This is a genomic window from Hydrogenobacter subterraneus, from assembly GCF_055390195.1.
The window spans coordinates 1,318,955-1,342,304 of the sequence record NZ_AP042473.1 but is presented as its reverse complement, the minus strand read 5'-3'; the positions used below and the strand labels follow the sequence as shown (position 1 = coordinate 1,342,304).

The 23,350-nt window shown below is 44.1% G+C and carries 31 protein-coding genes; 12 read left to right on the top strand and 19 right to left on the bottom strand.

The window, feature by feature from the left end:
* Nucleotides 1-7 precede the first annotated feature (7 nt).
* Genes ftsY through rpsU form a run of 3 tightly spaced genes read left to right on the top strand, consistent with a single transcriptional unit; the run spans nt 8 to nt 3,972 of the window.
* Nucleotides 8-1,381: a signal recognition particle-docking protein FtsY gene (ftsY, locus tag ACZ5GB_RS07425; protein ID WP_464326593.1), complete on the top strand. Its 1,374-nt coding sequence runs from the start codon at nt 8-10 to the stop codon at nt 1,379-1,381.
* Between the two features lie 9 nt (nt 1,382-1,390).
* Entirely contained in the window at nt 1,391-3,757 is a 2,367-nt protein-coding gene (gene lon / locus ACZ5GB_RS07420; RefSeq protein WP_464326592.1) for an endopeptidase La, read from the top strand.
* A gap of 20 nt (nt 3,758-3,777) precedes the next feature.
* Nucleotides 3,778-3,972, top strand: coding sequence for a 30S ribosomal protein S21 (gene rpsU / locus ACZ5GB_RS07415; protein ID WP_464327825.1), 195 nt, complete (start codon nt 3,778-3,780; stop codon nt 3,970-3,972).
* On the opposite strand, the gene ACZ5GB_RS07410 is transcribed toward rpsU, so the two are convergent.
* From ACZ5GB_RS07410 to ACZ5GB_RS07395, 4 genes are read right to left on the bottom strand one after another with little or no spacing between them, the layout of a single operon-like run.
* The gene (locus ACZ5GB_RS07410) at nt 3,950-5,026 is read right to left on the bottom strand and encodes a flagellar brake protein (protein WP_464326591.1); all 1,077 of its coding nucleotides are present in this window, start codon (nt 5,024-5,026) and stop codon (nt 3,950-3,952) included. The genes rpsU and ACZ5GB_RS07410 overlap by 23 nt on opposite strands.
* A gap of 10 nt (nt 5,027-5,036) precedes the next feature.
* Nucleotides 5,037-5,975, bottom strand: coding sequence for a thioredoxin-disulfide reductase (gene trxB, locus ACZ5GB_RS07405; protein WP_464326590.1), 939 nt, complete (start codon nt 5,973-5,975; stop codon nt 5,037-5,039).
* A 2-nt stretch (nt 5,976-5,977) separates the two neighbouring features.
* Complete coding sequence (trxA, locus tag ACZ5GB_RS07400) at nt 5,978-6,304, bottom strand: thioredoxin (protein ID WP_464326589.1); 327 nt, start codon at nt 6,302-6,304, stop codon at nt 5,978-5,980.
* Nucleotide 6,305: 1 nt separating this feature from the next.
* On the bottom strand, nt 6,306-6,596 hold the full coding sequence (locus ACZ5GB_RS07395; RefSeq protein ID WP_464326588.1) for an ArsR/SmtB family transcription factor: 291 nt from the start codon (nt 6,594-6,596) through the stop codon (nt 6,306-6,308).
* Between the two features lie 37 nt (nt 6,597-6,633).
* Here ACZ5GB_RS07395 and ACZ5GB_RS07390 point away from each other — a divergent pair, with 37 nt between their 5' ends.
* From ACZ5GB_RS07390 to ACZ5GB_RS07380, 3 genes are read left to right on the top strand one after another with little or no spacing between them, the layout of a single operon-like run.
* Nucleotides 6,634-7,050 carry a hypothetical protein gene (locus tag ACZ5GB_RS07390; RefSeq protein WP_464326587.1) on the top strand — a complete coding sequence of 139 codons (417 nt, stop codon included), beginning with the start codon at nt 6,634-6,636 and terminating at the stop codon, nt 7,048-7,050.
* The gene (locus ACZ5GB_RS07385; protein WP_464326586.1) at nt 7,047-7,271 is read left to right on the top strand and encodes a YdcH family protein; all 225 of its coding nucleotides are present in this window, start codon (nt 7,047-7,049) and stop codon (nt 7,269-7,271) included. The genes ACZ5GB_RS07390 and ACZ5GB_RS07385 overlap by 4 nt, the downstream gene beginning before the upstream one ends.
* Nucleotides 7,268-7,681 carry a secondary thiamine-phosphate synthase enzyme YjbQ gene (locus ACZ5GB_RS07380; RefSeq protein ID WP_464326585.1) on the top strand — a complete coding sequence of 138 codons (414 nt, stop codon included), beginning with the start codon at nt 7,268-7,270 and terminating at the stop codon, nt 7,679-7,681. Before ACZ5GB_RS07385 ends, ACZ5GB_RS07380 begins: the two co-directional genes overlap by 4 nt.
* Here the strand turns inward: ACZ5GB_RS07380 and ACZ5GB_RS07375 are convergent.
* Nucleotides 7,662-8,222 carry a 7-cyano-7-deazaguanine synthase gene (locus ACZ5GB_RS07375; protein WP_464326584.1) on the bottom strand — a complete coding sequence of 187 codons (561 nt, stop codon included), beginning with the start codon at nt 8,220-8,222 and terminating at the stop codon, nt 7,662-7,664. The two genes, ACZ5GB_RS07380 and ACZ5GB_RS07375, sit on opposite strands and share 20 nt — an antisense overlap.
* A gap of 25 nt (nt 8,223-8,247) precedes the next feature.
* The gene (locus ACZ5GB_RS07370; RefSeq protein WP_464326583.1) at nt 8,248-8,979 is read right to left on the bottom strand and encodes an SDR family NAD(P)-dependent oxidoreductase; all 732 of its coding nucleotides are present in this window, start codon (nt 8,977-8,979) and stop codon (nt 8,248-8,250) included.
* Nucleotides 8,980-9,181: 202 nt separating this feature from the next.
* Between ACZ5GB_RS07370 and ACZ5GB_RS07365 the strand changes: the two genes are divergently transcribed.
* The 5 genes from ACZ5GB_RS07365 to ACZ5GB_RS07345 all read left to right on the top strand — a co-directional run bounded on the left by ACZ5GB_RS07365 (nt 9,182) and on the right by ACZ5GB_RS07345 (nt 13,711).
* On the top strand, nt 9,182-9,958 hold the full coding sequence (locus ACZ5GB_RS07365; protein WP_464326582.1) for an SEL1-like repeat protein: 777 nt from the start codon (nt 9,182-9,184) through the stop codon (nt 9,956-9,958).
* Between the two features lie 16 nt (nt 9,959-9,974).
* On the top strand, nt 9,975-10,214 hold the full coding sequence (locus ACZ5GB_RS07360; RefSeq protein ID WP_464326581.1) for a hypothetical protein: 240 nt from the start codon (nt 9,975-9,977) through the stop codon (nt 10,212-10,214).
* A gap of 12 nt (nt 10,215-10,226) precedes the next feature.
* The gene (locus tag ACZ5GB_RS07355) at nt 10,227-10,556 is read left to right on the top strand and encodes a hypothetical protein (RefSeq protein WP_464326580.1); all 330 of its coding nucleotides are present in this window, start codon (nt 10,227-10,229) and stop codon (nt 10,554-10,556) included.
* 410 nt (nt 10,557-10,966) lie between these two features.
* On the top strand, nt 10,967-12,265 hold the full coding sequence (locus ACZ5GB_RS07350) for an ATP-grasp domain-containing protein (RefSeq protein WP_464326579.1): 1,299 nt from the start codon (nt 10,967-10,969) through the stop codon (nt 12,263-12,265).
* Nucleotides 12,266-12,496: 231 nt separating this feature from the next.
* Nucleotides 12,497-13,711, top strand: coding sequence for a hypothetical protein (locus tag ACZ5GB_RS07345; protein ID WP_464326578.1), 1,215 nt, complete (start codon nt 12,497-12,499; stop codon nt 13,709-13,711).
* Nucleotides 13,712-13,855: 144 nt separating this feature from the next.
* Here ACZ5GB_RS07345 and ACZ5GB_RS07340 read toward each other — a convergent pair whose 3' ends face one another.
* The 4 genes from ACZ5GB_RS07340 to ACZ5GB_RS07325 are packed head-to-tail and all read right to left on the bottom strand — an operon-like array spanning nt 13,856 to nt 16,135.
* Nucleotides 13,856-14,473 carry a hypothetical protein gene (locus ACZ5GB_RS07340; protein ID WP_464326577.1) on the bottom strand — a complete coding sequence of 206 codons (618 nt, stop codon included), beginning with the start codon at nt 14,471-14,473 and terminating at the stop codon, nt 13,856-13,858.
* Nucleotides 14,445-14,747, bottom strand: coding sequence for a hypothetical protein (locus ACZ5GB_RS07335; RefSeq protein ID WP_464326576.1), 303 nt, complete (start codon nt 14,745-14,747; stop codon nt 14,445-14,447). The genes ACZ5GB_RS07340 and ACZ5GB_RS07335 overlap by 29 nt, the downstream gene beginning before the upstream one ends.
* Complete coding sequence (locus ACZ5GB_RS07330) at nt 14,737-15,603, bottom strand: metallophosphoesterase (protein WP_464326575.1); 867 nt, start codon at nt 15,601-15,603, stop codon at nt 14,737-14,739. Before ACZ5GB_RS07330 ends, ACZ5GB_RS07335 begins: the two co-directional genes overlap by 11 nt.
* On the bottom strand, nt 15,584-16,135 hold the full coding sequence (locus tag ACZ5GB_RS07325) for a hypothetical protein (protein WP_464326574.1): 552 nt from the start codon (nt 16,133-16,135) through the stop codon (nt 15,584-15,586). The genes ACZ5GB_RS07330 and ACZ5GB_RS07325 overlap by 20 nt, the downstream gene beginning before the upstream one ends.
* A 228-nt stretch (nt 16,136-16,363) precedes the next feature.
* On the opposite strand from ACZ5GB_RS07325, the gene ACZ5GB_RS07320 reads away from it, so the two are divergent.
* The gene (locus ACZ5GB_RS07320) at nt 16,364-16,762 is read left to right on the top strand and encodes an SWIM zinc finger family protein (protein ID WP_464326573.1); all 399 of its coding nucleotides are present in this window, start codon (nt 16,364-16,366) and stop codon (nt 16,760-16,762) included.
* Nucleotides 16,763-17,295: 533 nt separating this feature from the next.
* Here ACZ5GB_RS07320 and ACZ5GB_RS07315 read toward each other — a convergent pair.
* The 9 genes from ACZ5GB_RS07315 to ACZ5GB_RS07275 are packed head-to-tail and all read right to left on the bottom strand — an operon-like array spanning nt 17,296 to nt 23,346.
* Nucleotides 17,296-18,342, bottom strand: coding sequence for a TraI domain-containing protein (locus ACZ5GB_RS07315; RefSeq protein WP_464326572.1), 1,047 nt, complete (start codon nt 18,340-18,342; stop codon nt 17,296-17,298).
* A 2-nt stretch (nt 18,343-18,344) separates the two neighbouring features.
* Complete coding sequence (locus tag ACZ5GB_RS07310) at nt 18,345-19,787, bottom strand: type IV secretory system conjugative DNA transfer family protein (protein WP_464326571.1); 1,443 nt, start codon at nt 19,785-19,787, stop codon at nt 18,345-18,347.
* A complete protein-coding gene (locus ACZ5GB_RS07305; protein ID WP_464326570.1) occupies nt 19,784-20,131 on the bottom strand; it encodes a hypothetical protein in 348 nt (115 codons plus the stop codon). Before ACZ5GB_RS07305 ends, ACZ5GB_RS07310 begins: the two co-directional genes overlap by 4 nt.
* On the bottom strand, nt 20,128-20,349 hold the full coding sequence (locus ACZ5GB_RS07300; RefSeq protein ID WP_464326569.1) for a hypothetical protein: 222 nt from the start codon (nt 20,347-20,349) through the stop codon (nt 20,128-20,130). Before ACZ5GB_RS07300 ends, ACZ5GB_RS07305 begins: the two co-directional genes overlap by 4 nt.
* Nucleotides 20,346-20,648: a hypothetical protein gene (locus ACZ5GB_RS07295; RefSeq protein WP_464326568.1), complete on the bottom strand. Its 303-nt coding sequence runs from the start codon at nt 20,646-20,648 to the stop codon at nt 20,346-20,348. The genes ACZ5GB_RS07300 and ACZ5GB_RS07295 overlap by 4 nt, the downstream gene beginning before the upstream one ends.
* Nucleotides 20,645-21,853 (bottom strand): AAA family ATPase, encoded by a 1,209-nt coding sequence (locus tag ACZ5GB_RS07290; RefSeq protein WP_464326567.1) that lies wholly within the window; start codon nt 21,851-21,853, stop codon nt 20,645-20,647. Before ACZ5GB_RS07290 ends, ACZ5GB_RS07295 begins: the two co-directional genes overlap by 4 nt.
* A gap of 8 nt (nt 21,854-21,861) precedes the next feature.
* Nucleotides 21,862-22,092 (bottom strand): hypothetical protein, encoded by a 231-nt coding sequence (locus tag ACZ5GB_RS07285; RefSeq protein ID WP_464326566.1) that lies wholly within the window; start codon nt 22,090-22,092, stop codon nt 21,862-21,864.
* Nucleotides 22,089-22,517 carry a hypothetical protein gene (locus ACZ5GB_RS07280; protein ID WP_464326565.1) on the bottom strand — a complete coding sequence of 143 codons (429 nt, stop codon included), beginning with the start codon at nt 22,515-22,517 and terminating at the stop codon, nt 22,089-22,091. The genes ACZ5GB_RS07285 and ACZ5GB_RS07280 overlap by 4 nt, the downstream gene beginning before the upstream one ends.
* On the bottom strand, nt 22,489-23,346 hold the full coding sequence (locus tag ACZ5GB_RS07275) for a hypothetical protein (protein ID WP_464326564.1): 858 nt from the start codon (nt 23,344-23,346) through the stop codon (nt 22,489-22,491). The genes ACZ5GB_RS07280 and ACZ5GB_RS07275 overlap by 29 nt, the downstream gene beginning before the upstream one ends.
* Nucleotides 23,347-23,350 lie beyond the last annotated feature (4 nt).

Genomic DNA, 23,350 nt, shown 5'->3' with positions numbered 1-23,350 from the left:
TAATCCTATGTTCTTCTGGAAAAAGTCCAAGGAAGAAAAGCTGGCCGAAGAAGGAGACAAGGGGGCCATACTGGCCCTCATAGAGAAGGGCAAAAAGGAAAAGGCCATTGAGATTTTGGAGAGGTTCAAAGAAAACAAAGAGCTAAGAGGCCTTCTTTTCAAGCTTTATATGGAAGAGGGCAAATACTACTATGCCTATCAGCTCATAGAACACTACGACCCAGACCTAGCCAGCGCAAAGGAAAAGGCCCTTATATACGAGAAGGTTGGAGAGCTTGAAAAGTCTGCCAAGGAATATGCCAAGCTTGGAGATTGGGAAAGCCTTAAAAAGGCCGGAATGCTCTTGTGGCAAGCAAAAAAGCCCCAAGAGGCCCTTGAGTATTTAAACAGGTCCCTTTCTTTGGCGCCAGCCCTCAAAAGACAAGAGGTAGAAGAAGTTATAAATAAAATAAAAGAAGAGCTTGGCCTTTTGCCAAAAGAGGGCCTTTTGGAAAGGCTACGCAAGGGACTAAAGAAGACAAAGGAGGCCATAGAGTTTGGAATAATCTTTGCGGGAAGGAAGATAGATGAGGAGTTCTTTGAGGAGCTGGAAGAAAAGCTAATAAGGGCGGATGTGGGAAGCAAAACCACCTTGTATATAGTGGAAGAGCTAAGGAAAGAGGCAATAAGGAAGAATTTAAAGACCTCCGACCAGCTTTTGGATTCTTTTAAAAGGCTACTTTTGGAACAGATAGGAAAGTGCCAAGCAAGCTTAAAAGAGCCTCATGAGGGCCAAAGTGTATACCTCTTTTTGGGAGTAAACGGCTCTGGCAAGACCACCACCATAGGAAAACTGGCCTACAGGTTTGTAAAAGAGGGCAAAAAGGTGCTTCTTGTGGCGGGGGATACCTTTAGGTCTGCCGCCATAGAGCAGTTGGAGGTTTGGGCCCAAAGGAGCGGAGCCCATATAGTAAAAAAGCATGAGGGCGCAGACCCGGCTTCTGTTGTGTATGAGGCCATGCAAAAGGCAAAGGATGAAGGCTATGATGTTATCCTCATAGATACGGCGGGAAGGCTTCATACCAAAGAGCCACTCATAAGGGAGCTCCGAAAGGTAAGGGATGTGATCAAAAAGTTCTTTCCCGAAGAGCCTACAGAAACCCTTCTGGTGCTTGACGCCACAATAGGACAAAACTCCATACAGCAGGCAAAGGTCTTTAAGGAGGCGGTGGATATAAGCGGAGTGGTGCTTACAAAGCTTGATGGTTCTGCAAAGGGCGGTGCGGTAGTACCTATATGTAAGGAGCTTGGCATTCCTATAAAGCTTATAGGTGTAGGCGAAGGTATAGAGGACCTCCAGCCCTTTGATGCCCAAGCCTTTGTAGAAGAGCTTATCTCTTAGGAGGAGAGCATGATTCCAGAAGAGTTTATAAAGGTGCCGGAGGTGCCTTCAGGGGCTTTTGAAATTCCTGTTATGCCCCTTAGGGACCTGGTGGTCTTCCCTTCCATGGTTATCCCACTTTTTGTAGGCAGGAGCTTTTCCATAAGGGCCATAGAAGAGGCCCTAAAGGGCAACAGACTAATATTCCTTGTGCTTCAAAAGGACAAGAATATAGAAGTGCCTACAAAGGAGGACCTACATACCGTAGGCACTATAGCCCACATTATAAGGTCCGCACCCATAGAAGAAAACAGATTAAAGCTTTTGGTTCAAGGCATAAAGAGGGCCAAGCTTGTAGATTATAGGCAAAATGAGGACTTTTTCACAGCCGTGGTTGAGCCTGTGGAAGAGGAGGAGGTTGACCCAGAAAGCCTTTCCAAGGAGATAAGGGCCTATATTAGGTCTGTAAAGGAACAGCTTGACATAGCAGTATCTCTTGGCAAGCAGATAATCCCGGACCTTTTGATGCTAATAAAGGACCTGGAGGACCCAGGGAAAATAGCAGACCTCACAGCCTCCATTTTGGAAATAAAAGCCACAGAGGCCCAAAAGGTTTTGGAAACCTTTGACCCAATAGAAAGGCTAAAGCTTGTGCATCAGCTACTCCAAAGCGAGGTGGGACTATTAGAAGTGCAAAGTAAGATAAGGGGCGTAGCCCGGGAAAAGATAGAAAAGGAACAAAGAGAATACTTTTTAAGACAACAGCTAAAAGCCATACTGGAAGAGTTGGGAGAGGGAGACGAAAGAAGGGCAGAGATAGAAGAGTACAGGAAGAAGCTAAGCAAGCTAAAAATTTCAAAGGATTCAAAGGAGGAGATAGAAAAGCAGATAAGGAGACTGGAAAAGCTTCACCCTGAGTCTGCAGAGGCGGGAGTGCTTAGGACTTGGCTTGAGTGGGTCCTTGAACTACCTTGGAACAAAAGCACAAAGGACCGGTATGACCTGGATAAGGCAAGGGAGGTCTTGGACAGAGACCACTACAACTTAGAAAAGGTAAAGGACAGGATAATAGAATACTTGGCGGTAAAGAAGCTAACAAAGGGCAAAAGCCATATGGTACAGATACTCTGCTTTGTTGGACCTCCTGGCGTTGGAAAAACATCCCTTGGCAGGTCTATAGCCGAATCCCTTGGGAGGAAGTTTGTAAGAATATCCCTTGGCGGTATTAGAGACGAGGCGGAGATAAGAGGCCATAGGAGGACCTATGTGGGTGCCATGCCCGGCAGGATAATACAGGCCATAAAGCAAGTAGGCACAAAGAACCCACTCATAGTGCTGGATGAGATAGATAAGCTATCTCTTTCCTTCCAAGGGGACCCAGCGGCGGCCCTCCTTGAAGTGCTTGACCCAGAACAAAATAAAAGCTTTGTGGACCTCTATATTGGCCTTCCCTTTGACCTTTCGGACGTGTTCTTTATATGCACGGCTAACAGGGTGGATACCATACCAAGGCCCTTGCTTGACAGGATGGAAGTTATATACCTCTCTGGCTACTCGGAAGAAGAAAAGGTCTTTATAGCCAAAAACCATCTCCTTCCCAAGCTTTTGCCAGAGCATGGCTTTAAGGATGGACAGGTGCTTTTTAGCGATGATGCCCTCCTTGAGGTAATAAGGGGCTATACAAGAGAGTCTGGCGTGAGAAACCTCCAAAGGCAACTAAGCACCATCTTAAGAAAGCTGGCATTAAAGCGTCTTAAGGGAGAATCTCCACCCTTTGAGGTAAAGGCTCAAGACATAAAAACCTTCCTTGGCGTATCCAAAAGGCATGTAATATCGGAAGAAAAACCCATGGTTGGCATAGCGGTGGGCCTTGCCTGGACAGAGGTGGGTGGAGAGATAATGATAATAGAGGCCACCAAGTTTAAGGGCAAAGGCCATCTTATACTCACCGGTTCCCTTGGAGATGTGATGAAAGAGTCTGCGCAGGCTGCCCTGTCCTACATAAAGTCAAAGGCAGAGGACTATGGCATAGACCCGGAGGTCTTTTCCCAGGTGGATGTGCATATACACGTGCCTGAGGGAGCGGTGCCAAAGGATGGACCTTCTGCAGGTATTACCATTGCGGTAGCCTTGCTTTCCCTCTTTACTGGAAGAGAGGTTAGAACGGATATAGCTATGACAGGAGAGGTCACCTTAAGGGGTAGGGTCCTCCCCGTGGGTGGTTTAAAGGAGAAAATACTGGCGGCCAAGAGGGCGGGCATATACGAGGTTATACTGCCATCTAAGAACAAGGAGGAGGTTATGGAGGACTTACCTTCCTATGTGCGAGAAAAGATGAAGCTTCATTTTGTTGACCATCTTGAAGAAGTTTTTGGTATAATTTTTAACAAAACTTAAGGAGGTGAAAGGTTTTGGCGATAGTGGAAGTTTATGAAAACGAACCCTTTGAGAAGGCTTTTAAGAGGTTCAAAAGGATAGTAGAAAAGGAAGGTATATTAACAGAGGTAAAAAGAAGGCAGTTTTACGAAAAGCCCAGCGAGAAGAAGAAGAGAAAGGAAAGGCAGGCAAGGAAAAGGATAATTAAAGCCCTTAAGAAGAGGAGCCTTCTGTAGGCTCTCCCGTTTTATAAAGTTTTAGAGTTTTTCTTTGTTCTTCCAATATAAATTTTCTGATATGTTCTTCTTCTTTTTTCCCTAAGGTATCAAACTTAACACCTAAGCATGTCCTTTCTGGAGTACTCCTTACGTTTCTTACTGTACCTATCACCTTTATAGGCAGAGATTTAAGCTCAAAATATATATATACCTTGTTTTCAACCTTGGCATCTATTAATTTAGACAAACAAACTCTAACACCGCTTGTACTAATATCTTCTATAGTGCCATCCATAGTATCCTCAGGCTCTTCCACAAAAGTTGGTGCTATATTGTCGGAATATATATAAACCTTTGCAGGAATACTTACTTTCCATCTTAAACTTTCTCTTAGCTGTATTTTAGAAAGACTGTCTGTGTGAGGTACTACTAACACAATCTTGCTACCATCTCTATAAACTCTTTGTACTTCTGCTTGAAAATAATATCTTCCGTCATCCTCTCTCAAGAAAGAGAATTTAACCTTATCACCAGGTTTTGGAAGTTTTATGTGTGTATCAAGAATAGCTATATGAAGCTCCAACTCGCTCTTGTCCCAAACTGCAGAATTATACGTTATACCTTCAAAAGATAAAAAGCCTGTTTGATAAAGTTCTATATCCCTTGTATTACTAAGAGGTAAAAACCAAGGAAGACTATCAAACTTTAGTTTTTTCCTTATCTGGGGTATCATTTCTATTACAGAAATATCTTCTTTTACCAGTTTATTTATACATTTTTCAAAAACAGCCTTGCTTTGAAGTATCTTGATCGGTTCCTTGCTAAAACTTGCGCACTTCCATAACAATGTTATTTCAGAATCAATTAAGCCAAGGGATTTACCAACAGAAGAAAATTCCCTTTTAAGACTGGCCTTTGCCTTGTATTTTGATATCATATAAGGAAATACGATCAAAAGACCAATAGCAAGTGAAAAACCAATGACAACAAAGAGTATATCAGATATACTTGGAGATTCAAACATATACCTTGTAGCTTCTTTAAATGTCTCAAACCCTCCCTGGTAGTTCATATTATTACCTTCAAAAGTTATTTTCTATATACCTTTCTGCCTCTATGGCCGCAATGCAACCCTCTCCAACGGCTACGGCTACTTGACCAGTGGCCCCACTCCTACAATCACCAGCAGCAAAAACACCTTCCATGGATGTCCTCATCCTTTCGTCGGTGATTATATATCCTTTATCGTCAAGGTCCACCACTCCTTTAAGGAACCCTGTATTAGGCTCAAGGCCTATGAATATAAAGACCCCTTCCACGGGAAGCTCCGAAAGGCTACCATCCTTTGTATCTCTAAGCAGTAAGCTCTCCACAAAGTCCTTTCCTCTTATCTCTTCCACCACCTTATTGGGAACAAAGGTTATCTTAGGGTTGGAGAAAACCTTTTCTTGAAGGTGTTTTTGGGCCCTCAGCTGGTCCCTTCTATGGACCAAGTATACCTTACTTGCAAACCTTGTCAAAAATAGGCTCTCTTGAGTGGCAGAATCGCCACCACCAATTACGGCTATGGGAACACCCTCAAAGAGGGCGCCATCGCATGTAGCACAGTAAGAGACTCCACGGTTTAAAAACTCTTCTTCACCAGGCACACCAAGCCTTCTTGGATTGGAACCAACGGTAAGTATTACCGTTTTACTCCTAACAAGCTCACCGGTCCTCAAATGTATAAATATTTCCTTGCCCTTTTTCTCTATTTTTGAAACTTCTTTCCTAAGTATTTTGAGACCAAAACGCTCAGCTTGCTCTTTGAATTTCTGTGTAAGCTCCTTACCGCTTATTCCTTCGGGAAAGCCTGGGTAGTTTTCCACAAGGTCTGTGATGGCTATCTGCCCTCCCAAGGTGCCCTTTTCAAAAAGTAAGGTATTTAATTTAGCCCTTGCGCAATAAAGCCCCGCGGTTAAACCCGCAGGACCACCACCAACTATGATCGTATCGTAAAGTATATCCTCTGATAGTTCCATGTTTAAAGGTGGCTGTTTATCATCTGTCTAAGGGCCTCTTTTGGCTGGACGCCTATACGCGTATCCACCACTTCACCGTTTTTGAAGAGCATTATGGTAGGTATGGCCCTTATGCCATATCTCATGGCTATGTTTGGGTTTTCGTCTGTGTTTAGCTTTCCAAACTTTACCTTATCTCCCATTTCCATAGCAAGCTCTTCTATTATGGGTGCTATTATCCTACAAGGTCCGCACCAAGGTGCCCAAAAATCCACAACCACTGGCACATTGGAGTTTATAACCTCCGCCTGCCAGTTTGCTTCTGTAAGCACTATAACGCTACCTGCCATTTTACACCTCCTTACTAAGGATTTTGTAAATTTCTATTGCCCTTTCGTCTTTGATGTAGTAGCACACTATGGAACCATCCCTCTTACACCCCAATATGCCTTTGTTCCTTAGAATGCTTAGGTGTTGAGATACGTTCGGTTGAGAAGTGTGAAGGAGGTCGCTAAGGTTTTTGACGCACTGCTTGCCCTCAATTAATACCGATATGATCCTTAGCCTAATAGGATGGGCAAGGGCTTTTAAAAACTCTGCCCATTCTTCCAACCTCTCCTCGCTTATAATATCCACCTGCATCTTATCACCTCTCTCGCCTATATTATATCATGCTAATATGGATAAATTACAACTTTATAGAAAAAGGTCAAAACAGCTTTACTATGCCTTTGTGCTTTCTCTTACCATAACCTTTTTGGCATGCCTTCCATTGTATTTTTATTTTAAGTTGCCGGTCCATCCGGACCTTCCCCGTTCTATGTTCTTTTTCTTATCGGTTATGGGCCTTGCCATCTTACCTATTGGCTTGCTTATTAAAAAGAGGGTCTTCCCAGTAGATTCTTCCAAGGACCCATACTGGAGCTACACGACCACTCGCAGATACTTTTGGCTATTCCTTTTATCTTTGGTGCCTTTCGCCTTTTCCTTTATTGTCTTTATAGTCTTTGCTTTGATTGAGGTGCTTCTGCTTGGATATGTGCTTAGCCTTTGTGGTTTAATATTAGTAAGACCAAAAGAGGAGGATGTGAGATGAACAGAGAAGAGATCATTCAAAAACTCTTACAGGAAAACAAGGAATTTAAGTATCACTATGAAAAGCACCATGAGCTTGATGCCAAGATTGATAAATTGGAAAAGCATCACCCAATGACCCATGAATTGGAAATGGAAATAGAGGCACTAAAAAAGGAAAGGCTTTATCATAGGGATATGATGGAGGCTATAATAAGCCAATATATGAAGGCGCACACATGAAGAGCCATACGGCCTATCTTACCTTTCAAACCAAGAATAGAAGGGAACTTATAAGGATAACGGAGGAGGTCAAAAGGATAGTGGAGGAGTCTGGCATAAGAGAAGGATTATGCCTTGTATCCTCTATGCACCTTACCGCCTCTGTGATAATCCAGGATGATGAGGAGGGATTGCACCAGGATATATGGGAATGGCTTGAAAGGTTGGCACCCTTTAGAGAGGACTACAAACACCACAGGACGGGAGAAGACAACGGGGATGCTCACCTTAAGAACCTTCTTACCCATCTTCAGGTGGTGGTTCCTGTCACCAGCGGCAAGCTGGACCTGGGGCCATGGCAGGAGATATTCTATGCGGAGTTTGACGGCCAAAGGAGGAAGAGGGTGGTGGTTAAAGTGATAGGGCTTTAAAGGCCTCCTCTCTTTCTTTGCACTTTTCACAGCGCCCGCAAGGGCTTATCTTACCTTTTGACCTTTTTGGGTTTATGCAGGAAAGGGTCCTTTCTAAAGGCACATCCTTTGAAAACTTGGCTATGACCTGGTGCTTTTCCATACCCATAAAAGGTGTTAAGATTTCAATCCCTGTAAGCCTTTGCAAGCTTCTCATATAGTCTAAGTTGTTATCATAAAAAGGGTAAATACCTAAGCTACCTATGGCTATGCTTTTTATACCTTTTAAAAGGGCGTAGTTGCTTGCAGGTGTTATAAGGTTTAGGTTTCTTAAGGGTATAAGAAGGTCCTTACTATGGCTTCTACTTTTCACCTTTTCCGGGTTTGTGTAAAAGAGAATCCTTATTGGCATGAGGTTTTTATAGGTCCTTTTGGCATACTGCCAAAGCCTTTTGGCATTTTCCAGCTCAACAGGTTCCCAAGGATAGCCAGCCCTCATATAAACCGGATAGACAAGCCAGCCTTTTTTTAGATAAAGGTACAAAAGGCATGTGCTTTCCACCCCTCCACTAAAGAGGACTACAATTTTATGTGCATTCTCCCGATACATGTCTTCCACTGTCAAGGTTTATTATCTCCCCTGTCATGCTTTCCACCTCAAGGAGATAGTGGGTAAGCTTTATTACATCCTCCACAGATACAGGCCTTTTGAGTGGTGTTTTGTTTATGTACTCTTGCCACTTTTCTTGGGAAAAATCTGGTGGCTTTACAGTTGGTCCAAGGGCTATGGCGTTTACCAAGATATGGGGTGCCAGCTCCTTTGCCATCACTTTTACTGCCGTGTGGAGGGCGCCCTTTGCCACAAAGTATGCTGAATAATTCCTATAAGGTGTGGTGTTGGTAGCCCAATCTCCAAAGGCTATTATCCTACCTTTAATATCTCCTGTGTTTTTTAGCATCACAGGGTAAAGCTCCTTACAAAAGACCAAAAAGGCTTGGGCTATGGGTTTGAAGTGCTTATCTATATCTTCTTCCTTTAAGCTATCAAGGGGTGTGGCCTCATAGGGGCTTGCCAAGTGCAAAAAGGCATCCACTCCACCAAGCCTCTCAGAAAGCTCCCTTATTGCTCTTTCACAATCCTGCCAAAGGCTAAGGTCAGCCCTTACTCCAAAAACCCTTGGCCCAAACTCTTTTGAGAGGCTTTTATAAATATCTTCGGAAGTTTTATAAACAACTCCTACAGTCCAACCCTTTTCTAAGAGGCTTTTGGCTACTTTATGTCCAATCCGCCTTATGCCCGTTATTATGGCTCTTTTCATCAGGTATTAATTATAGGCTTCTGCCTATGAGCCGATGGGATATTAATCAAGGTTTGTTAAAATAAACTCAGGGAGGGTGGCATGCGCAAGCTTGCGACCTTTTTAGTAATGGGGTTTTTTAATAAGCGCATGTTCGGAGAGGGCTGGGCTGGAAGTCCTTTGTAAGCTGGGTAGTGCAGAAGCTTGCTATAGTCTTGGAGTTATGTATTCGGAGGGTAAGGGGGTGCCACAGGATTATAAGAAGGCTGTGGAGTTTTATGAGAAAGCTTGTAATAAAAATATGGGCGAAGCCTGTTTAAACCTTGGAGTTATGTATGCAAGGGGACAGGGTGTTTTGGAGGATCGCAAAAAAGCCATGGAGCTTTTTGAAAGGGCTTGCCAGATGGACATAGGCTTGGCATGTAGAAACCTTGGGCTTATGTATGCAGAAGGCAAGGGAGTGCCAAAGGACTATAAGAAGGCGAGCGAGCTTTATCAAAAGGCATGTGATAAGGGCGAAGCCATGGCTTGTATAAACCTTGGTGCAATGTATCAGGAAGGTAAGGGGGTTTTGAGGAACACAAGCAAGGCTATTGAGCTTTTTCAAAAGGCCTGTCAGATGGAAAGTGGCTTTGGGTGTTTATTGGTTGGTTATATGTATGCCGAGGGTATAGGGCTACCAAAGGATATGGAGAAGGCTAAGGAGTTTTATAGAAAGGCGTTGGAGCTGTCCAAAAGTTCTTGCGATAATGGTGATGAGTATGGGTGTTTTGTGCTTGGTTTTATGCATGAGGAGGGCTTGAGTGTTTCCAAAAACTACTTTAGGGCGGTGGAGTTTTATCAAAAGGCATGTGATCTGGGGAATGGTAGCGCATGTAGAAAGCTTGCTTGGATGCATGCAAGAGGCTTAGGCACAAAGGCGGATAGTTCAAAGGCCTATGAGTATCTAAAAAAGGCTTGCGACCTTGGAGAGGAAGAAGCATGCAAGATGAAATTTTAATAAGGAGGTGTAAGCCATGAGGGTGTTTGGGGTTTTTGCCTTGTTTGGTCTTTTGTTTTTGGGTGGGGTCTCCTATGCCAAGGACCCATTTCCGCCAAAGCCATCAAAGGTGCCGGGCCAAATTAGGTGCAATACCAGATGTATTAACGATATGTGCTGGCGCACCTATGATGATGGAAGGAGTGTAAAGTTTAGAGCCAGACCAAAGTGGGACCCATTCCAACAGCGATGGGTCTTTGACCCAGGACCTTGTTAAGGAGGGCAAGCCATGATAGTTTTTACAAGCCTTTTAGCAATAATTGATAAGGTAATTATAATTCCTTTAGCGGTGGTTTATGGTTTATGTATGGCGGTTTTGTCGATTTGTAAAGCGATTACAAGCCTTTTACTAATAGTTTATAGCTTTTTACTAATGGTTTATGGCTTGTATATGGGTTATAAGGGTTGGGAGGCATTTAGTCGTACGTCCAAGTTAGACCTAAGCTATGCACAACAAACTCTTGAACTTTTGCGGGCACAGGGTGATAACACTCTTATTTCCCTTCTCCTAATATGGCTTTCTTTATTTACATTATGGATAGTAACGCATTATAGGTAATATCCTTTGCCTTCAAGAAAGATTAAGAATATAAGGGCGGGGCTTGTCCCTGCCCGATTGTGTATTGGCGTGCCACCACAAAGGCATTTTAGATTTTTAACAGGTAGTATGAGAAGTTTATCTTCTGGGGGCATGCCACTATCAATTTTTACTAAAAATAAACTTAGACAATTAAACGTAGGGGCACGCTGATGCGTGCCATAAAAAATATAAAAAGAAAGGGCACAGTGCACCGTGCCCCTACAAAAGGGAATTTCTCACCCAGCGTGTATTTTTGCAAAAAATAAATGAGACAAGCAATGTAGGGACACGCTGACGCGTGCTATAAAAAAAGTCCAAAAGGATGAATTTCTATTAAGGCGCTGAAATGTTATAATTTTAGTCATACCTTTGAAAAAGGAGGTTTGAGAATGAACCTTTATGAGTATGAGGCTTACGAGAAGATATTTAAAAAGTATGGTATTCCTACGCCAAGGTTTATGTTTGATAACCATCTTAGTGATGAGATAGTCAACTTTATCAATCAACTTGGGGAATGTGTAATAAAGTCCCAAGTGCTTGTGGGAAAAAGGGGAAAGGCTGGCGCTGTAAAGCTGTGTAAAAGCCCAGAGGAAGCCATAGAGACCTTTAACGCACTGCTTAATTACCCTGTTTATGGCGAGATGCCCGTGGGCCTTTTGGTTACAGAAAAGGCAAACATACTAAAGGAGCTATATGCCTCCATAACCTACTCTACAGAGGTAAGGGCGCCTGTTTTGACCTTGAGCCTTGAAGGTGGAATGGACATAGAGGAGGTCCCACCAGAAAAGGTAAAAAGCTGGGTAATAGACCCAATAAAAGGCCTATACCCCCACATGGTAAGGAACTACCTCCTTGAGCTTGGCTTTCCAAAAGAATACATGGGAGTCTTAAGGGAGCTATCAGAAGTTATAGCCAATATGTGGAGGGCCTTTTGGGAGGCAGAAGCCAGACTCTTGGAGATAAACCCACTTGCCATATGCGATGTGGGAGGAAAGCAAAAGGTTCTGGCCCTTGACGCAGTGGTAACCATAGACGATGATGCAAGCATACCACCAGCCAAGATATACGGCGTAAGGACAGCCATGAAGAGGCCACCCACAGAAAGGGAGATAGAAGCCTCTCTCATAGATAGGGATGACCACAGAGGAAAGGCTGGCTCCTATGTGGAGGTGGATGGTGATATTGCCATGATGACCTTTGGCGGTGGGGGTTCAACGGTTACCATAGAGACCACCTACGCCATCGGCCTAAGGCCTGCCAACTTTACCGACATAGGAGGAAATCCACCGGCGGAAAAAATGTATAAGATAACACGCATAATTCTCTCAAAGCCCGGCCTTAGGGGAGTTTTGGTATGCGGTGGAACGGCCAACAACACAAGGATTGATGTAACCTTGGGTGAAGGCGTGGCAAATGCCATAAGGGACCTCTACAAGGAAGGAAAGCTAAATCCCAATTGGATATGGGTGGTGCGTAGAAATGGGCCAGAGGCCGAAAAGGGCCTTAGGATGCTATATGAGGCCATGAAAGAATGCGGTGTAAAGGCGGAGATATACGACTCTTCCCTGCCCTTGACAGAGGCGCCAATAAGGCTAAAGGAACTCCTTGACAGGTGTGAAGCACTTCAAAGGGAATCTCAAGAGGATAGACACCTAACAGAAGAACAAGCAAAGGATATGGGGCTTTAAGCCCCTTTTTTTATTTTTGGTGGAGCGGAGGGGATTTGAACCCCCGACCTCCTACACGCCAAGCAGGAAACATACGCTTCTGAAAACATTACGCTTCAAAGAAAAGCTAAGTGTATCAAGGATTTGACGCTTTTCTTATCTACTCCTAATTCCACTCAAAATGGCTAAAATTTACCTTCATCTTCGGTAGTATTTCGGCAAGTTAGACTGATGCACTAATAAGGTTTAGAGATGGAGCAAGACTTTTTAGACCTTTTGAAGACTGCTGAAGACTATGGTTTAAGTCCTTTTTGGCTTTTGAGACTGCGTGGTTTGCCTACATTTAAGTATCTTCAAGAGAAAGGACGGGCGAAACACAGGCCTGAGCTTTTACCGTCTATAACTCAAGCCTTTCAAGGCTATGCGGTCAAGCTTCCTTACTGCTACTATATCAAGCGGTTTATAAAACTTGGAAGGCTTGACCTTATTCAAAACTATCCTGAGCTAAGGCGCAATTACTATCGTTGCCTTTGGAAAGAGAGGAAAAAGGAAGAGAACAGGCTCAAGGAGTTAAACATAAGCACTTTCCAGAACATGTTTATGAACTACAAAGGTAGGAAAACAACAATCAACCTTGAAGATGCGATAGCTTTCTTCAGAAACCCTGCGTGGATAGGAGATAGAAGGCGTTTGTATGCACCTTACATTCTTGCTCTAAGGCGGTATGGTTTGACCCCCACAGAAGTAAGGACGCTTAGCCTTGAAGAGATAAAACAAAGAGCCTGCTATACTTACTTGAAAACCGTAGCGGAAGACCCAGAAAAGTTTATCAGAGCCTTGTTTTACCTTAACTATCCTACAATCGTTCAGGAAGGATATACAAAGCTTACATATAGGGGCTTAAGGTGGTGGGCTATCAGGATAGGTTTTGAGCAAAGGAAGAGGGCAGGTCTAACCTTTGAAGAGTTCAAGAAGGACTTCTTAGAGCTTGTATACTTGCACATCAACTACAGGAACATAGATAGAGAAGTATGTCCTTCAGTCAGTCAGGAACTTTTCAGAAAAAGGAGAGAGCTTGATGTTGACCTACCGTCCGCCCTGTTGCTTGTGAGTGCGTGGGATTATGGTTGGCGCAATATTCTTTACCTTAAAGGCTACGAATTAAACGGCCCTCTCTACTATATCTTACGCTCCAAGAAGGTAAGCTCCAAAGACATAGACCTTGCCCTTGTTGAAAGCACTACTCTGGAAGACTACCTTAAAAAGCTCAGGTCTCTTATCCACAACTTTGAAGACTTTGTCTATAATAGCTTCCACTACTGGCTTGTCAGGTATGTCCACAAGCACCTTCCTTCCGCAAAGTTAAAGTTTGACCACTGGAATGTGTGTATAAACGGCGTATGGTTTGACTTCTCAAACCCCGTAGAGTTTAAAAGACAGTTGGTAAAGTTCTTTACCAACTCCTAAAACTCTCAACCTACCTCCTCAAGCTCCTTCTCTGTTAGCACTACCGCATTTACCATCATGCAAAAATTGTTCCAAAATTGAACTCCAATTTTGGAAATACTCAGGAGTTGGTAAAGTTCTTTACCAACCGACTAACAAAAGGCATCATTCCAAAGGACTTGAGTAAAGCTTTTCCTTGAGTGCATGCACGCTAAGGATAGCCATGGTAAGGACAGGATAGCGTCCGAGCTTGAGAAGGAGCGGTGGCTCTTTCTTAACCGTCAAAAGAGCAAAAGGTTTGGCACGGACAAGCTCAAACCTATCATCTTTTATTGGATACACCGCATCCCACACTTGCATGGTTTCAATGGTGGTTGCAAGGATGCGCAAGTATTCAGGATTGGAAAGCTTAAGCCTTGCTATGTCTCCTCCCCCCATCACTTCAAGCACAAGCCTGTCTTCTTCTATCCACAAGCTTATCTCTTCATCCCCTTGAGACCATGAGACCTTCTCAGGCTTTCCACTAAAAAGCGCCTTTTCTATTTCCCACTTGAGAAAAACAAGCTCCGCAAGGCTTAGCACCTTTCTCTCTTCTTCTCTCTGCACTATAACAAACCTTGTAAACCTGTCCTTCTCCTTTTTGTAAAGGTTAGAAAGCGTTAGGCTTTTCAGAACAAGCCTAAAGTTTTCTTCTTTCTGTTGCCCTGCGTGGTAAAGACTTCTTAGCACAAAATCGTAAAGCATGATAAGTTCTTTAAAGGTTAGTGTTTGCAAGAAGTTCATTCAGCTCCTCCTTTACCTTTGTGAGCTTCCTAAGAAGGCAATAAAGCCTTGCGGTTTGTCTTAACTTCTCAGGCTCCTTTCCGTAGGCAAGCCTGTGCTGGATTAGGTTCTCATCACTCACTCTTAGCTCATAACTCCTTCTTCCTCGCACCACATAGGAAGTGGTAAACTCAAGTTTTAGTGCTCTCTCAAAAAGCTCCTGCCTTACGCCTAAGTCCTTGAGAGACATCTCAAGCTCCTTTCTTAAACGCTCTATAGTGCTTTCAAGACACATGGCTAATAGCTTTGTAGAAAAGCAAGGCATCTTCCACTCTTGCAAAAGGCACCGCTCTTTCTTGAGTGAAAACCACCGCAGGCACGGATAGGTTGGAAACAGGATAGGGGTTGAAGTGTTTGTAGGTATAGGCGTCAAGGTTTTTTAGAGAACCAGAGTTGAGAATTATGCGTGGGGTTAAGCCTTCTCTCATGTCCTTTGGATAGAAAACGGTAGCAACAGTAGGCGCATGTGTATGCCCCAGTGCTATCACATCTGCGTATGGATACAAAAGATGGAGTTGTCTTATGCCCGCATGGGTTGGGTTTATTATGGAGTTGAACCTGCTTTTGTGGACTATAGCTATGTTGTAAGTCTTTTTTCCAATTTTTAGCTCAACCACAAGCCTGTTAAGCCCCATAGGCACTTTAACGGTGGAGAGAAAGTCAAGCGAAGAGAACTCTTCATGATTTCCTATCACAAAAGCAAGAAGCTTGTCCTTTAAGAACATCAAGAGCTTCTTGGCAATGGCTCTTTGTTTTGCAGGAGAAAGGATTTGTGAGCTTGCACCTTCTAAGGCAAGCTTAGGCACAGGCACATCAAAGTTGTCTATCAGGTCTCCGTTTATCACCACATATACACCTTCCTGAGAGAAAAGCTCCTTCACAATACCTTCAAGCCTTTCATAGTCTGAATGCACAGAGCCTACATGAAGGTCGGACAGGAAGACAATGCACACAGGCTTGTCAAACTCATGCTCTACCACATCGGAGAGTAAGACAGGCTCTTCAAAGCCTTCTATGGTCTCTTTAAGCTCCTTAAGCTCCTGCACAAGCTTTAACAAAAGCTTTTGGTTGCTACTCTTTCTCTTTCTCATGTTTTTCCTCCTCCAATGACTTATAGTGCATTAGACGGACGCACGCAAAATAACCGCCATTCACATCAAGCACATTGCCTAAGGCTTTAGGGCTTTCACAAGAGTAAGCCTTTTTATACGGTGAGACAAGAAGGACATTTTCTCTGTCTACCCACATGAGACCTATAACTTCTCCTACTACACAAGCCTTTAAAGTGTTTTCTTCCATCTTATACCCCTTTGCCTGCAATATCCTTTCTGCATCCTTCCAATTCCTTTCCACTTCTTCAAGCCTTTTGTCCACATGATAGCCACGCACATGATAGCCGCCCGGGAGTTTTATTAGCACAAGGTAGCCTTTCTCTACTGGTAGGACATTGTCAGGCCTGCATGGAACTTCCTGTAGCTTATCACGAAGCTTGTACTCAACAAGGGGCGCTATGCGGGGGTCGGCAAAGTTAAAGATGTTGCAATCGCCCAGCGCTATTAGTGGTGGCACTGCTAAAGCTATAAAGACCTTCTCCAAAGTTTTTAGAACCTTAGCCTTCTCCATGTTTAACACCTCCTATCTCTTATTAGTGCAAGTGGAAAGGTCGGTTTTTGTCCGCTATATTTAGCTTTGAAACTCAGTTAGTTAAACTCCAATGTCTTGCATGTTTTTCCTCCTCTGCCGCCCCGAAGGGGCGGTTCTGTACCCCTCCAAAACTAAGGATTAGAAACTAAGCATCGTGGGGTAGAGAACCGCCCCTTACGGGTGGAATACTCGGTAGGAGGAAAAGCCATGCAAGACCAAACCTTGCAACAAACCTTAACAGACGAGGACAGGGCACGCGCCCATGCCTATGTCCGCCAAACCTTGCATTATCTCAAATGCACAGACAGTCTTCTCAAGGAAAGGCTCAGGTGGTTCCTACAGGAGTATCAGGAAATAGCCCCGCAGGTAGTGGCAAAAGCAAAAAGCGTCCAAATTACCGCCTACTCCTTTAACGCCTTCTCTCAGCCCTTTGAGCTACACACAAAGGTAAAAAGCTCCGACGGAAAACGCTACTACTCAGTCCGAATTGCCTACTACCCCATCTCTCAAGAACTGGTCTTCTCTTGCACCTGCCCTGCCCATCAAAGAGGCATATGCAAGCATGCGGTGGCTCTTGCTCAAGCCTTTGTCAGGTCATCTCAGTAGGAGGAAAAGCCATGCGAAACGAAACACTATCCACACAGAGGATGTACATCCGTGCCCATCTCCGCCTTCTCTCGTTTCATCGCAAATACGCAACCATACTCTTCAAGAGATGGTTCAAGTGGTACCTGCGAAGGTGTAGGAGAGAAGCTCCACAGGTAGTGGAAAGAGCGAGAAGTATCCGTGTTGTCCGCTACCGCTATGAAATCCACGATGAACTAAAGCTCCACGCATTGGTAAAAGACCCCGACGGTAAACGCTACAATGTCCAAATTAACTACTCACCCGGGCTCCAATCAGCGTCCGCAATTTGCACCTGCTCAAACTCATGTGCTGATTGCGAGCATAAGGTAGCTCTTGCCCAAGCTTTTATCAGGTCTGGTAGGCCGCCAAAACCAGAACTGCCCTGAGCCTTAAGCAATCTCTCCAGGCCCCTTTGGGGCCTCTACCTTATTTGGTTAAAGTGGAACTACTGAGTTTAGCTACTTTCTTTTTTCTTAATTCCTTCCGCTATGAAATAAATTTCTTTACAAGGCTCAAAGCTCCACTTCTTTTACTTCCTTTGCTCTTTCGCTTTTTACCTCGCCAACTTGTTCAAGCACTTCCCACTTTACCTTTGGAAGAGCATTAAGGTAGTCTTCAGGAAAGTTGAAAGCCTGTAGTGGTAAAACTACCGCAGGCAAGACTTTGTCTCCTACACGGACACGGACTATCTCCTGAGAAGTAAGCTTGTGTTCAGAAAGTATGCTAAGGATTGCTTGCTTAGGTAGTTTTAGTCTTTCCGCCATCTCCTCCACCGCCATGCTTGCATTTATTACCACCACTCCTTGCTCCTTGTCCACTATAACTCTGAAGAAGTTAGAAAGGTTTACCGCTTTATCCTTCATAATCCTGTCCTGAAGTAGTGCAAAGTAGCTCTCTTCCTTTTCCTGCCCCTCTCTTTTGAGCTCTTTTGATACTACCGCCATGTCTCCTTCTCTAAGAACGGAAAGCAAGAAGTTGTCTTGAGCAAAGGCTTGTGCAAGTGGTGTGTGCTCAAAGGCAAGAGCGGAAACCATGTTGATGTATACTTCTTTATCCCACCTGAGCAAAGAAGGATTGGTTTTGAGAAACTCATACAAAAGCAATGCGGAAAGCATGTTATGAGACATATCTCTTCTCCACCTTACTCTACGCATAGGAACGGAAGGTGTTTTAAGCTCCAAAGGAAAGTAAGGCACTGTCCAACCTTTCCTGTCAGGCACAGGCTCATAGTCCGCAATCTTTCCCACATCATGCACAAGACCTGTAAGAAAGCTTGCAAGAAGGTATTGCTCTCTTAGCACGGCGGTCTCTATTGAGTTTATGGTATTGTTCTGCCCGTAGCTTACAACACTGTCTATCTTCTCCTTTGCCTTCAAAAAGCAAGCTATGGCGGTCTCTACTGAATGCCAAAAAAGACCACCTTCTTGTGATGAGTGGTGGTTTTCAGAAGCAGGTAGTTTATGGGTAAGTTGGTAAAGGAGCCTAACCGCAGGCTCAAAAAGTTTGCACACCTTCTGCCCACACTCTTTCTCAATCCTTTCAAGAGCCCTCTCAACCATCTTCAAGCCCCAAAAGCTTCCATCAAGTTAAGCCCATTTTCTGTAATGTCGGGCGGGTCATAGAAAAGAGTGAGCTCTCTTTTACTTTCCTTTGCCCTAAGCACAGGCACTATGCCTCTAAACCACCTGTCCCCTATTTTGGCATAGAAGTTTAGCGGTCTTAGCCCCGTTAAATACTCCTTCCTAATCTCTGGCACAAGGCTTTCAGCCCTGCTTAGCTCAAAAGGAATAAGTAGGTTTGTTATGGAAAACTCCCACATTCTCCTGTCCTCCCCCCACACTAAAGGTGAGATGTCTTGCACAAACTTGCCCGCATCGTCCCCTGTCTGTAGCAAGAAAATCTTTACATGAGTGTTGTCAAGGTATATCTTGAGCAAGCTCTCTCCTACTCTATGCACCACATCGGAAAAGCTTTGATGCGCTACTATCAGAGTTAAACCTGCCCCTGCGGACTTGTTAAACAGGTCTTCTATCCCCGGAAACACACAGTTGGCAAACTCATCTATAACTACAAAGAACTTCTTTTCAAGCTTGCCTTCACGCAGTAGCACATCTCCTATAACCGAGTTAAGCTCCGATATGAGCATCTTAGCAACCGCACTTGAAAGAACTGCGCTCTTTTGATAGGAAAGGGCAACATAGACTATCCTACCTTCACGAACCGCATCCGCAAGGTAAAAGGTAGGTCTGTAGGAGTTAAGGAAAGGTGCATGGTCTCCAAAGGCAAAGCGTCCTATGGCTACTTGAGTGCCTCTTATCAGGTATAGCGCTTTCTGTGGCGATTGTATAAGCATATCGTGTAAAGCCTTGAGCCTTTCCCTGCTCTCTTCATTCTTAGTGTTTTGAATAACCCATTCTCTTGCACTATCCTTTGTAAGAGCAATATACATGTCTCTGAAGTTGAACCTTTTGCCAAGACCCATAAGAGAACCCACAAGGGCGTCCACAATGTCCTCTTTCACATCTTCCCAAAACTGTTCTCCACCCCCTTTTGAAAGCTTAAAGGCATTGAGAATTCTTGAAACTATCTCCGACTGAGAGCCAAAGATAAGCGGATTGGTGCTTGAGCTTGTAGCAGGAAACTCTCCTGCGGATATGGTAGAGCGCAAGGAAGAGAAGAAAGGAGAGAAGAAGATAAAATCCTCTTGCCTTCCACAGGACAAAGTAGTGTCAAAAGCAATGCGGAAAAGGTCAACATCAGGCTTCATGTCTATAAGCAAAAGACCATAACCTTTCTTGATGATTTGTCTAAGGAGCAGTCTCAATAACACGGTTTTACCACTCCTTGTAGCACCAAGAATAGACCAGTGTCCTTTGCCTACTTCATAAGGCACTGTAATAGGAGAGAATTGAGCTATGTTGCCTCTTCTAAAGAAACCGCCTATGCCTATGAAAAGGCTATCTTCCTTTGCCCACCTGTCTATAAGCTTTGCACTAAGCATCATCTTTCTGTCTCCTCCATATAAGGCTTTAGTGCAAGGAAAAGAAACCTTACGCTAAGGACTATGAGCGCACAGAAAAGGCTCACAGGCACTACCGATAGGTTCTTAGAAAGAAGGAGTGTGTAAAGGACAAAAAGAAGGAAGGATAAGGCATAAGCAAAAGTGTGAAGTCCTCCATGCACAAGAGATTTTGGATAGTAAAGGTAAAGGAGCTTGGTGCTAACAAGGGCGCATAAAAACAAAGAGAATGGCACGAGCATAATCAGATATTCCTTTAAGAAGTAGCCAAAGGTTCCCATAAGCAGGAAGAAGATGGTTAAAAGGGCGTTGCGGACTATGGGGCTCATTCCTCTTCCTCCATAAAAACTGGTTCTTCCTTGCCTTGATAGAATAGGAAAACAAGGTAAAGCTCATAAACCAAAACAGGTAGAAAGGCTAAGAGTGGAAGGAAGGGGCTAAAGCTTATACCCGCAAGCTTACACGACCAGTAGGTTGTGGCACAGGCAAAAAGATAACTACTGAAGGCTCTCTCTATCCTTTTTCCTACACCTCTTGGAAGCGTCATAACACCACCTCCAGAAAGAGCTTGATTGAATAGGCAAACAGGAAGGTCAAAAAGAAAAGCTCAAGATAACTCGTAAGAGAAAAGCCTCGCACTATGGCAATAGCCTGATTGTAGCCATAGTAGACAAAAAAAGCCGCAAGAACAACGGTAAGGAACTGAAGGAGACGCAGGTTAAACATGGAAGTAATAAAGTAGAGCAAGGTAAGAGCAAGGCACGCCACAGAAAACCAAAGAGAAGAAGTGTGGTAGATAAGATAAAGCACAAGAGCCATAAGACCTGACCAGATGTAGAGCTTCAAGACCTGCCCTCCATAAGGTCTATGAGCACTTCTTCAATAAGCACATCTATTTCTCTAACACTTCTTGACATGGCTACCTGCGTAATTTCATGGACAAGGGCATCCTCGTTCTCTACCACAAGGTTTAGCCTTTCAAGGGCTTTTCTGAGCTTTCTATGGACAAGCTTTCTAAGAACTTCTTCAGGAAGATGTCCATAAACCGCAATGTAGTCTATCCTGCTAACAAAAGCTTGTCCAAGCTCAGGAGGTAAAGCACTTGCTATGATGTTTCTTAGCTCTTGGTCGCTCCTGCCTTTTAGCCACTCCGCCCTGTCGCTTGCAAGGTTGGAAGTAAGCACAAACACACACCTTGACACATCCACCCACTCATCAAAGGAAATGTCTTTTAGCTTACCTTCATCAAAACCCTGCAAAAAGTGTTGCCACAGCCTTACATCCGCCTTCTCTATCTCATCAAGCAAAATAACACCACTACCTTTTAGCTTGGTTTTAACACCTTGCGTAAGGTCTCCACCTTTATCAGAGCCTACATACCCCTTAGGGCTTCCAAAGAGAGAAGATGAAGTATGCACATCCGCATACTGGTTCATAGGTAGGAAAAGGAGCCTTCCTTCAAAGAAAAGCTCCGCTATCTGCTTTGCGGTCTCCGTTTTACCTGTCCCTGCGGTTCCAAGAAAGAGAAAAACAAGGGGCTTGCGCTCTCTCAATCTCGTTCCATAGTATAAAGACTTCAAACCTTTTATCACCTTCTCAATTGCCTGCTCCTGTCCAAGCACACGCTCTTTCAAAAGCTCCAGTCTTCTTAGAAACTCCTCTTCAGGAAGTTCACGGATAAGTGGTTTGTCTTCAGGTTTGTGCTTCTTGACCACAGAACCTTTCCTATAAACCACTCTCTTTGTTAATTCGGTAAGCTCCTCAAAGGAAGATACAGGCTCTTCAGGTAAAGTTGGTTTTGTAGGTTCTACAGGCTCTTCCTTTGGCTTGTCTTCCTTAACCACCACAGGCTTTGTAGACCTTAGCCTTCTTTGCTCTTCAAGCTCCTTTAGCCTTGAGACACGGACAAACAAAAGGAAGGAAGATACCACAAGGGCGATAAACCATGTCAAAGGTGCTTCAAGGACGGTGAGAAAGACAGGCAAGGCTTTGAGTAAGATAAAGGCTCCCACGGCTCCTGCGATGATAAGGATAAGAGTTTTGTTATTCATGGCCTTCCTCAAAAGATAGGTTTTAAAGGCTCCTGTGAAGGTCTTTTGGGCTCTTCCTGTGGTTGGACGATGATAGGCGCAGGGCGGTTAAGATACTGAGAAATCTTCCTCTGCTCCGCTATAGCTTTTGCGGACAGAAACATAAAAACCGTTCCTGAGATTAGCACAAACACGGAAAGGACAAGAGTTATGGCATCTACTCTTGCATACCTAAAAACATCTCTCACAAACTCCTTCATCCTTTGCACCTCCTTAGTTCCACAGGCACTCTAAAGACTTCTCCTTTCTTGAGAGTTAGGACATAAGCGCTTCTTGTGTGCAAGGCACTTATCGCCAAGGTTATAGGCGGTGTTTTTCCTTCATCAACGCCTTCAACGATAAGGTCTCCTCCAAGCACCCATAAAGTTTGGACGGAGTTTAGCTCAACCCTTGCGCCATTAACAGAGACCACATCACCATCAATCTTACCCCAGTCTTGGACTAACAAGATATTCTCCACATCTTCGCAAAGTATTAAAGGAGCCTTTCTGTCAGGAACAGGCAAACCCTCTGCGGTTGTAGTGGAGCTTGCAGACAGACTGCGCAAAGCTAAAAAGCCAAGCACAAGGCTTACAACTGCCACCAAAGCTACCTTCTTACTTTCCTTTAGCTCCCGCATTTTCATTTTTGTCCTCCAAAAGTTTTTCTTTTACAGGAGAAGGTTTTCCAGCGTACTTGTCGTAAAGCTTCTTCTCTACAAAGACTTGAGAGGGCACTTCAGGAGTAGATAATCCAAAGCCTACCTTCAAAGAAAGACGGTTAAGGAAGGCAAGATTGCCCAGTCGTTTCTCTGAAAGGAACCGGTCAACAGGATGAGAGCCAGTTATAAGCACTTGCACCTCGTGATAGCCTTTGGATACCGCTACCTTTCCTGATACAATACCGTCCCCTGTCCTTCCTAAACCTATGAGGGCTTTGTCCACATAAATAAAGACAGGAAAGTTTACTAAGGATGCGTATCCTTCTTCTATTGTGCCTTCCCACACATTCCACCCCATCTCTCGTAGCTCTTTGTAGGTTGGAATAGCCTTTGCACCTTCCACTATCACATTTAGCGTAGTGTCTTCTGGAGCGTAGACATAAAAGACAAGCCCCGCTATTTGATTTGACGAGCTTACCACCGCTTGTGGCACCTTAGGAAAGCGTCGCAGGTCTACAGGAGGAGACTGAGCCCATATCTCCACAGGCACAAAGTTATCGGGCGTTCCTGTGTAGGTTCCTGAGAAGGCTATCCACCCGGGCACAAGCTCAATAGTTTGCTGAGCTTGAGATATCCTTACTTCTGTTTGCGGTTGAGATATTTTGACTTCCGTTTGCGGTTGCTGTGGCTCTACCTGCATTTGACTTTGCACCTGCATAGGAGCCTGCTGTTTTTTCATGGTAAGGAAGCCTAAGACGGAAGCTCCTGCCGCACCTACCAAAAGCAAACCTAAGAACAAGCCCTTCTTCTTCATTTTT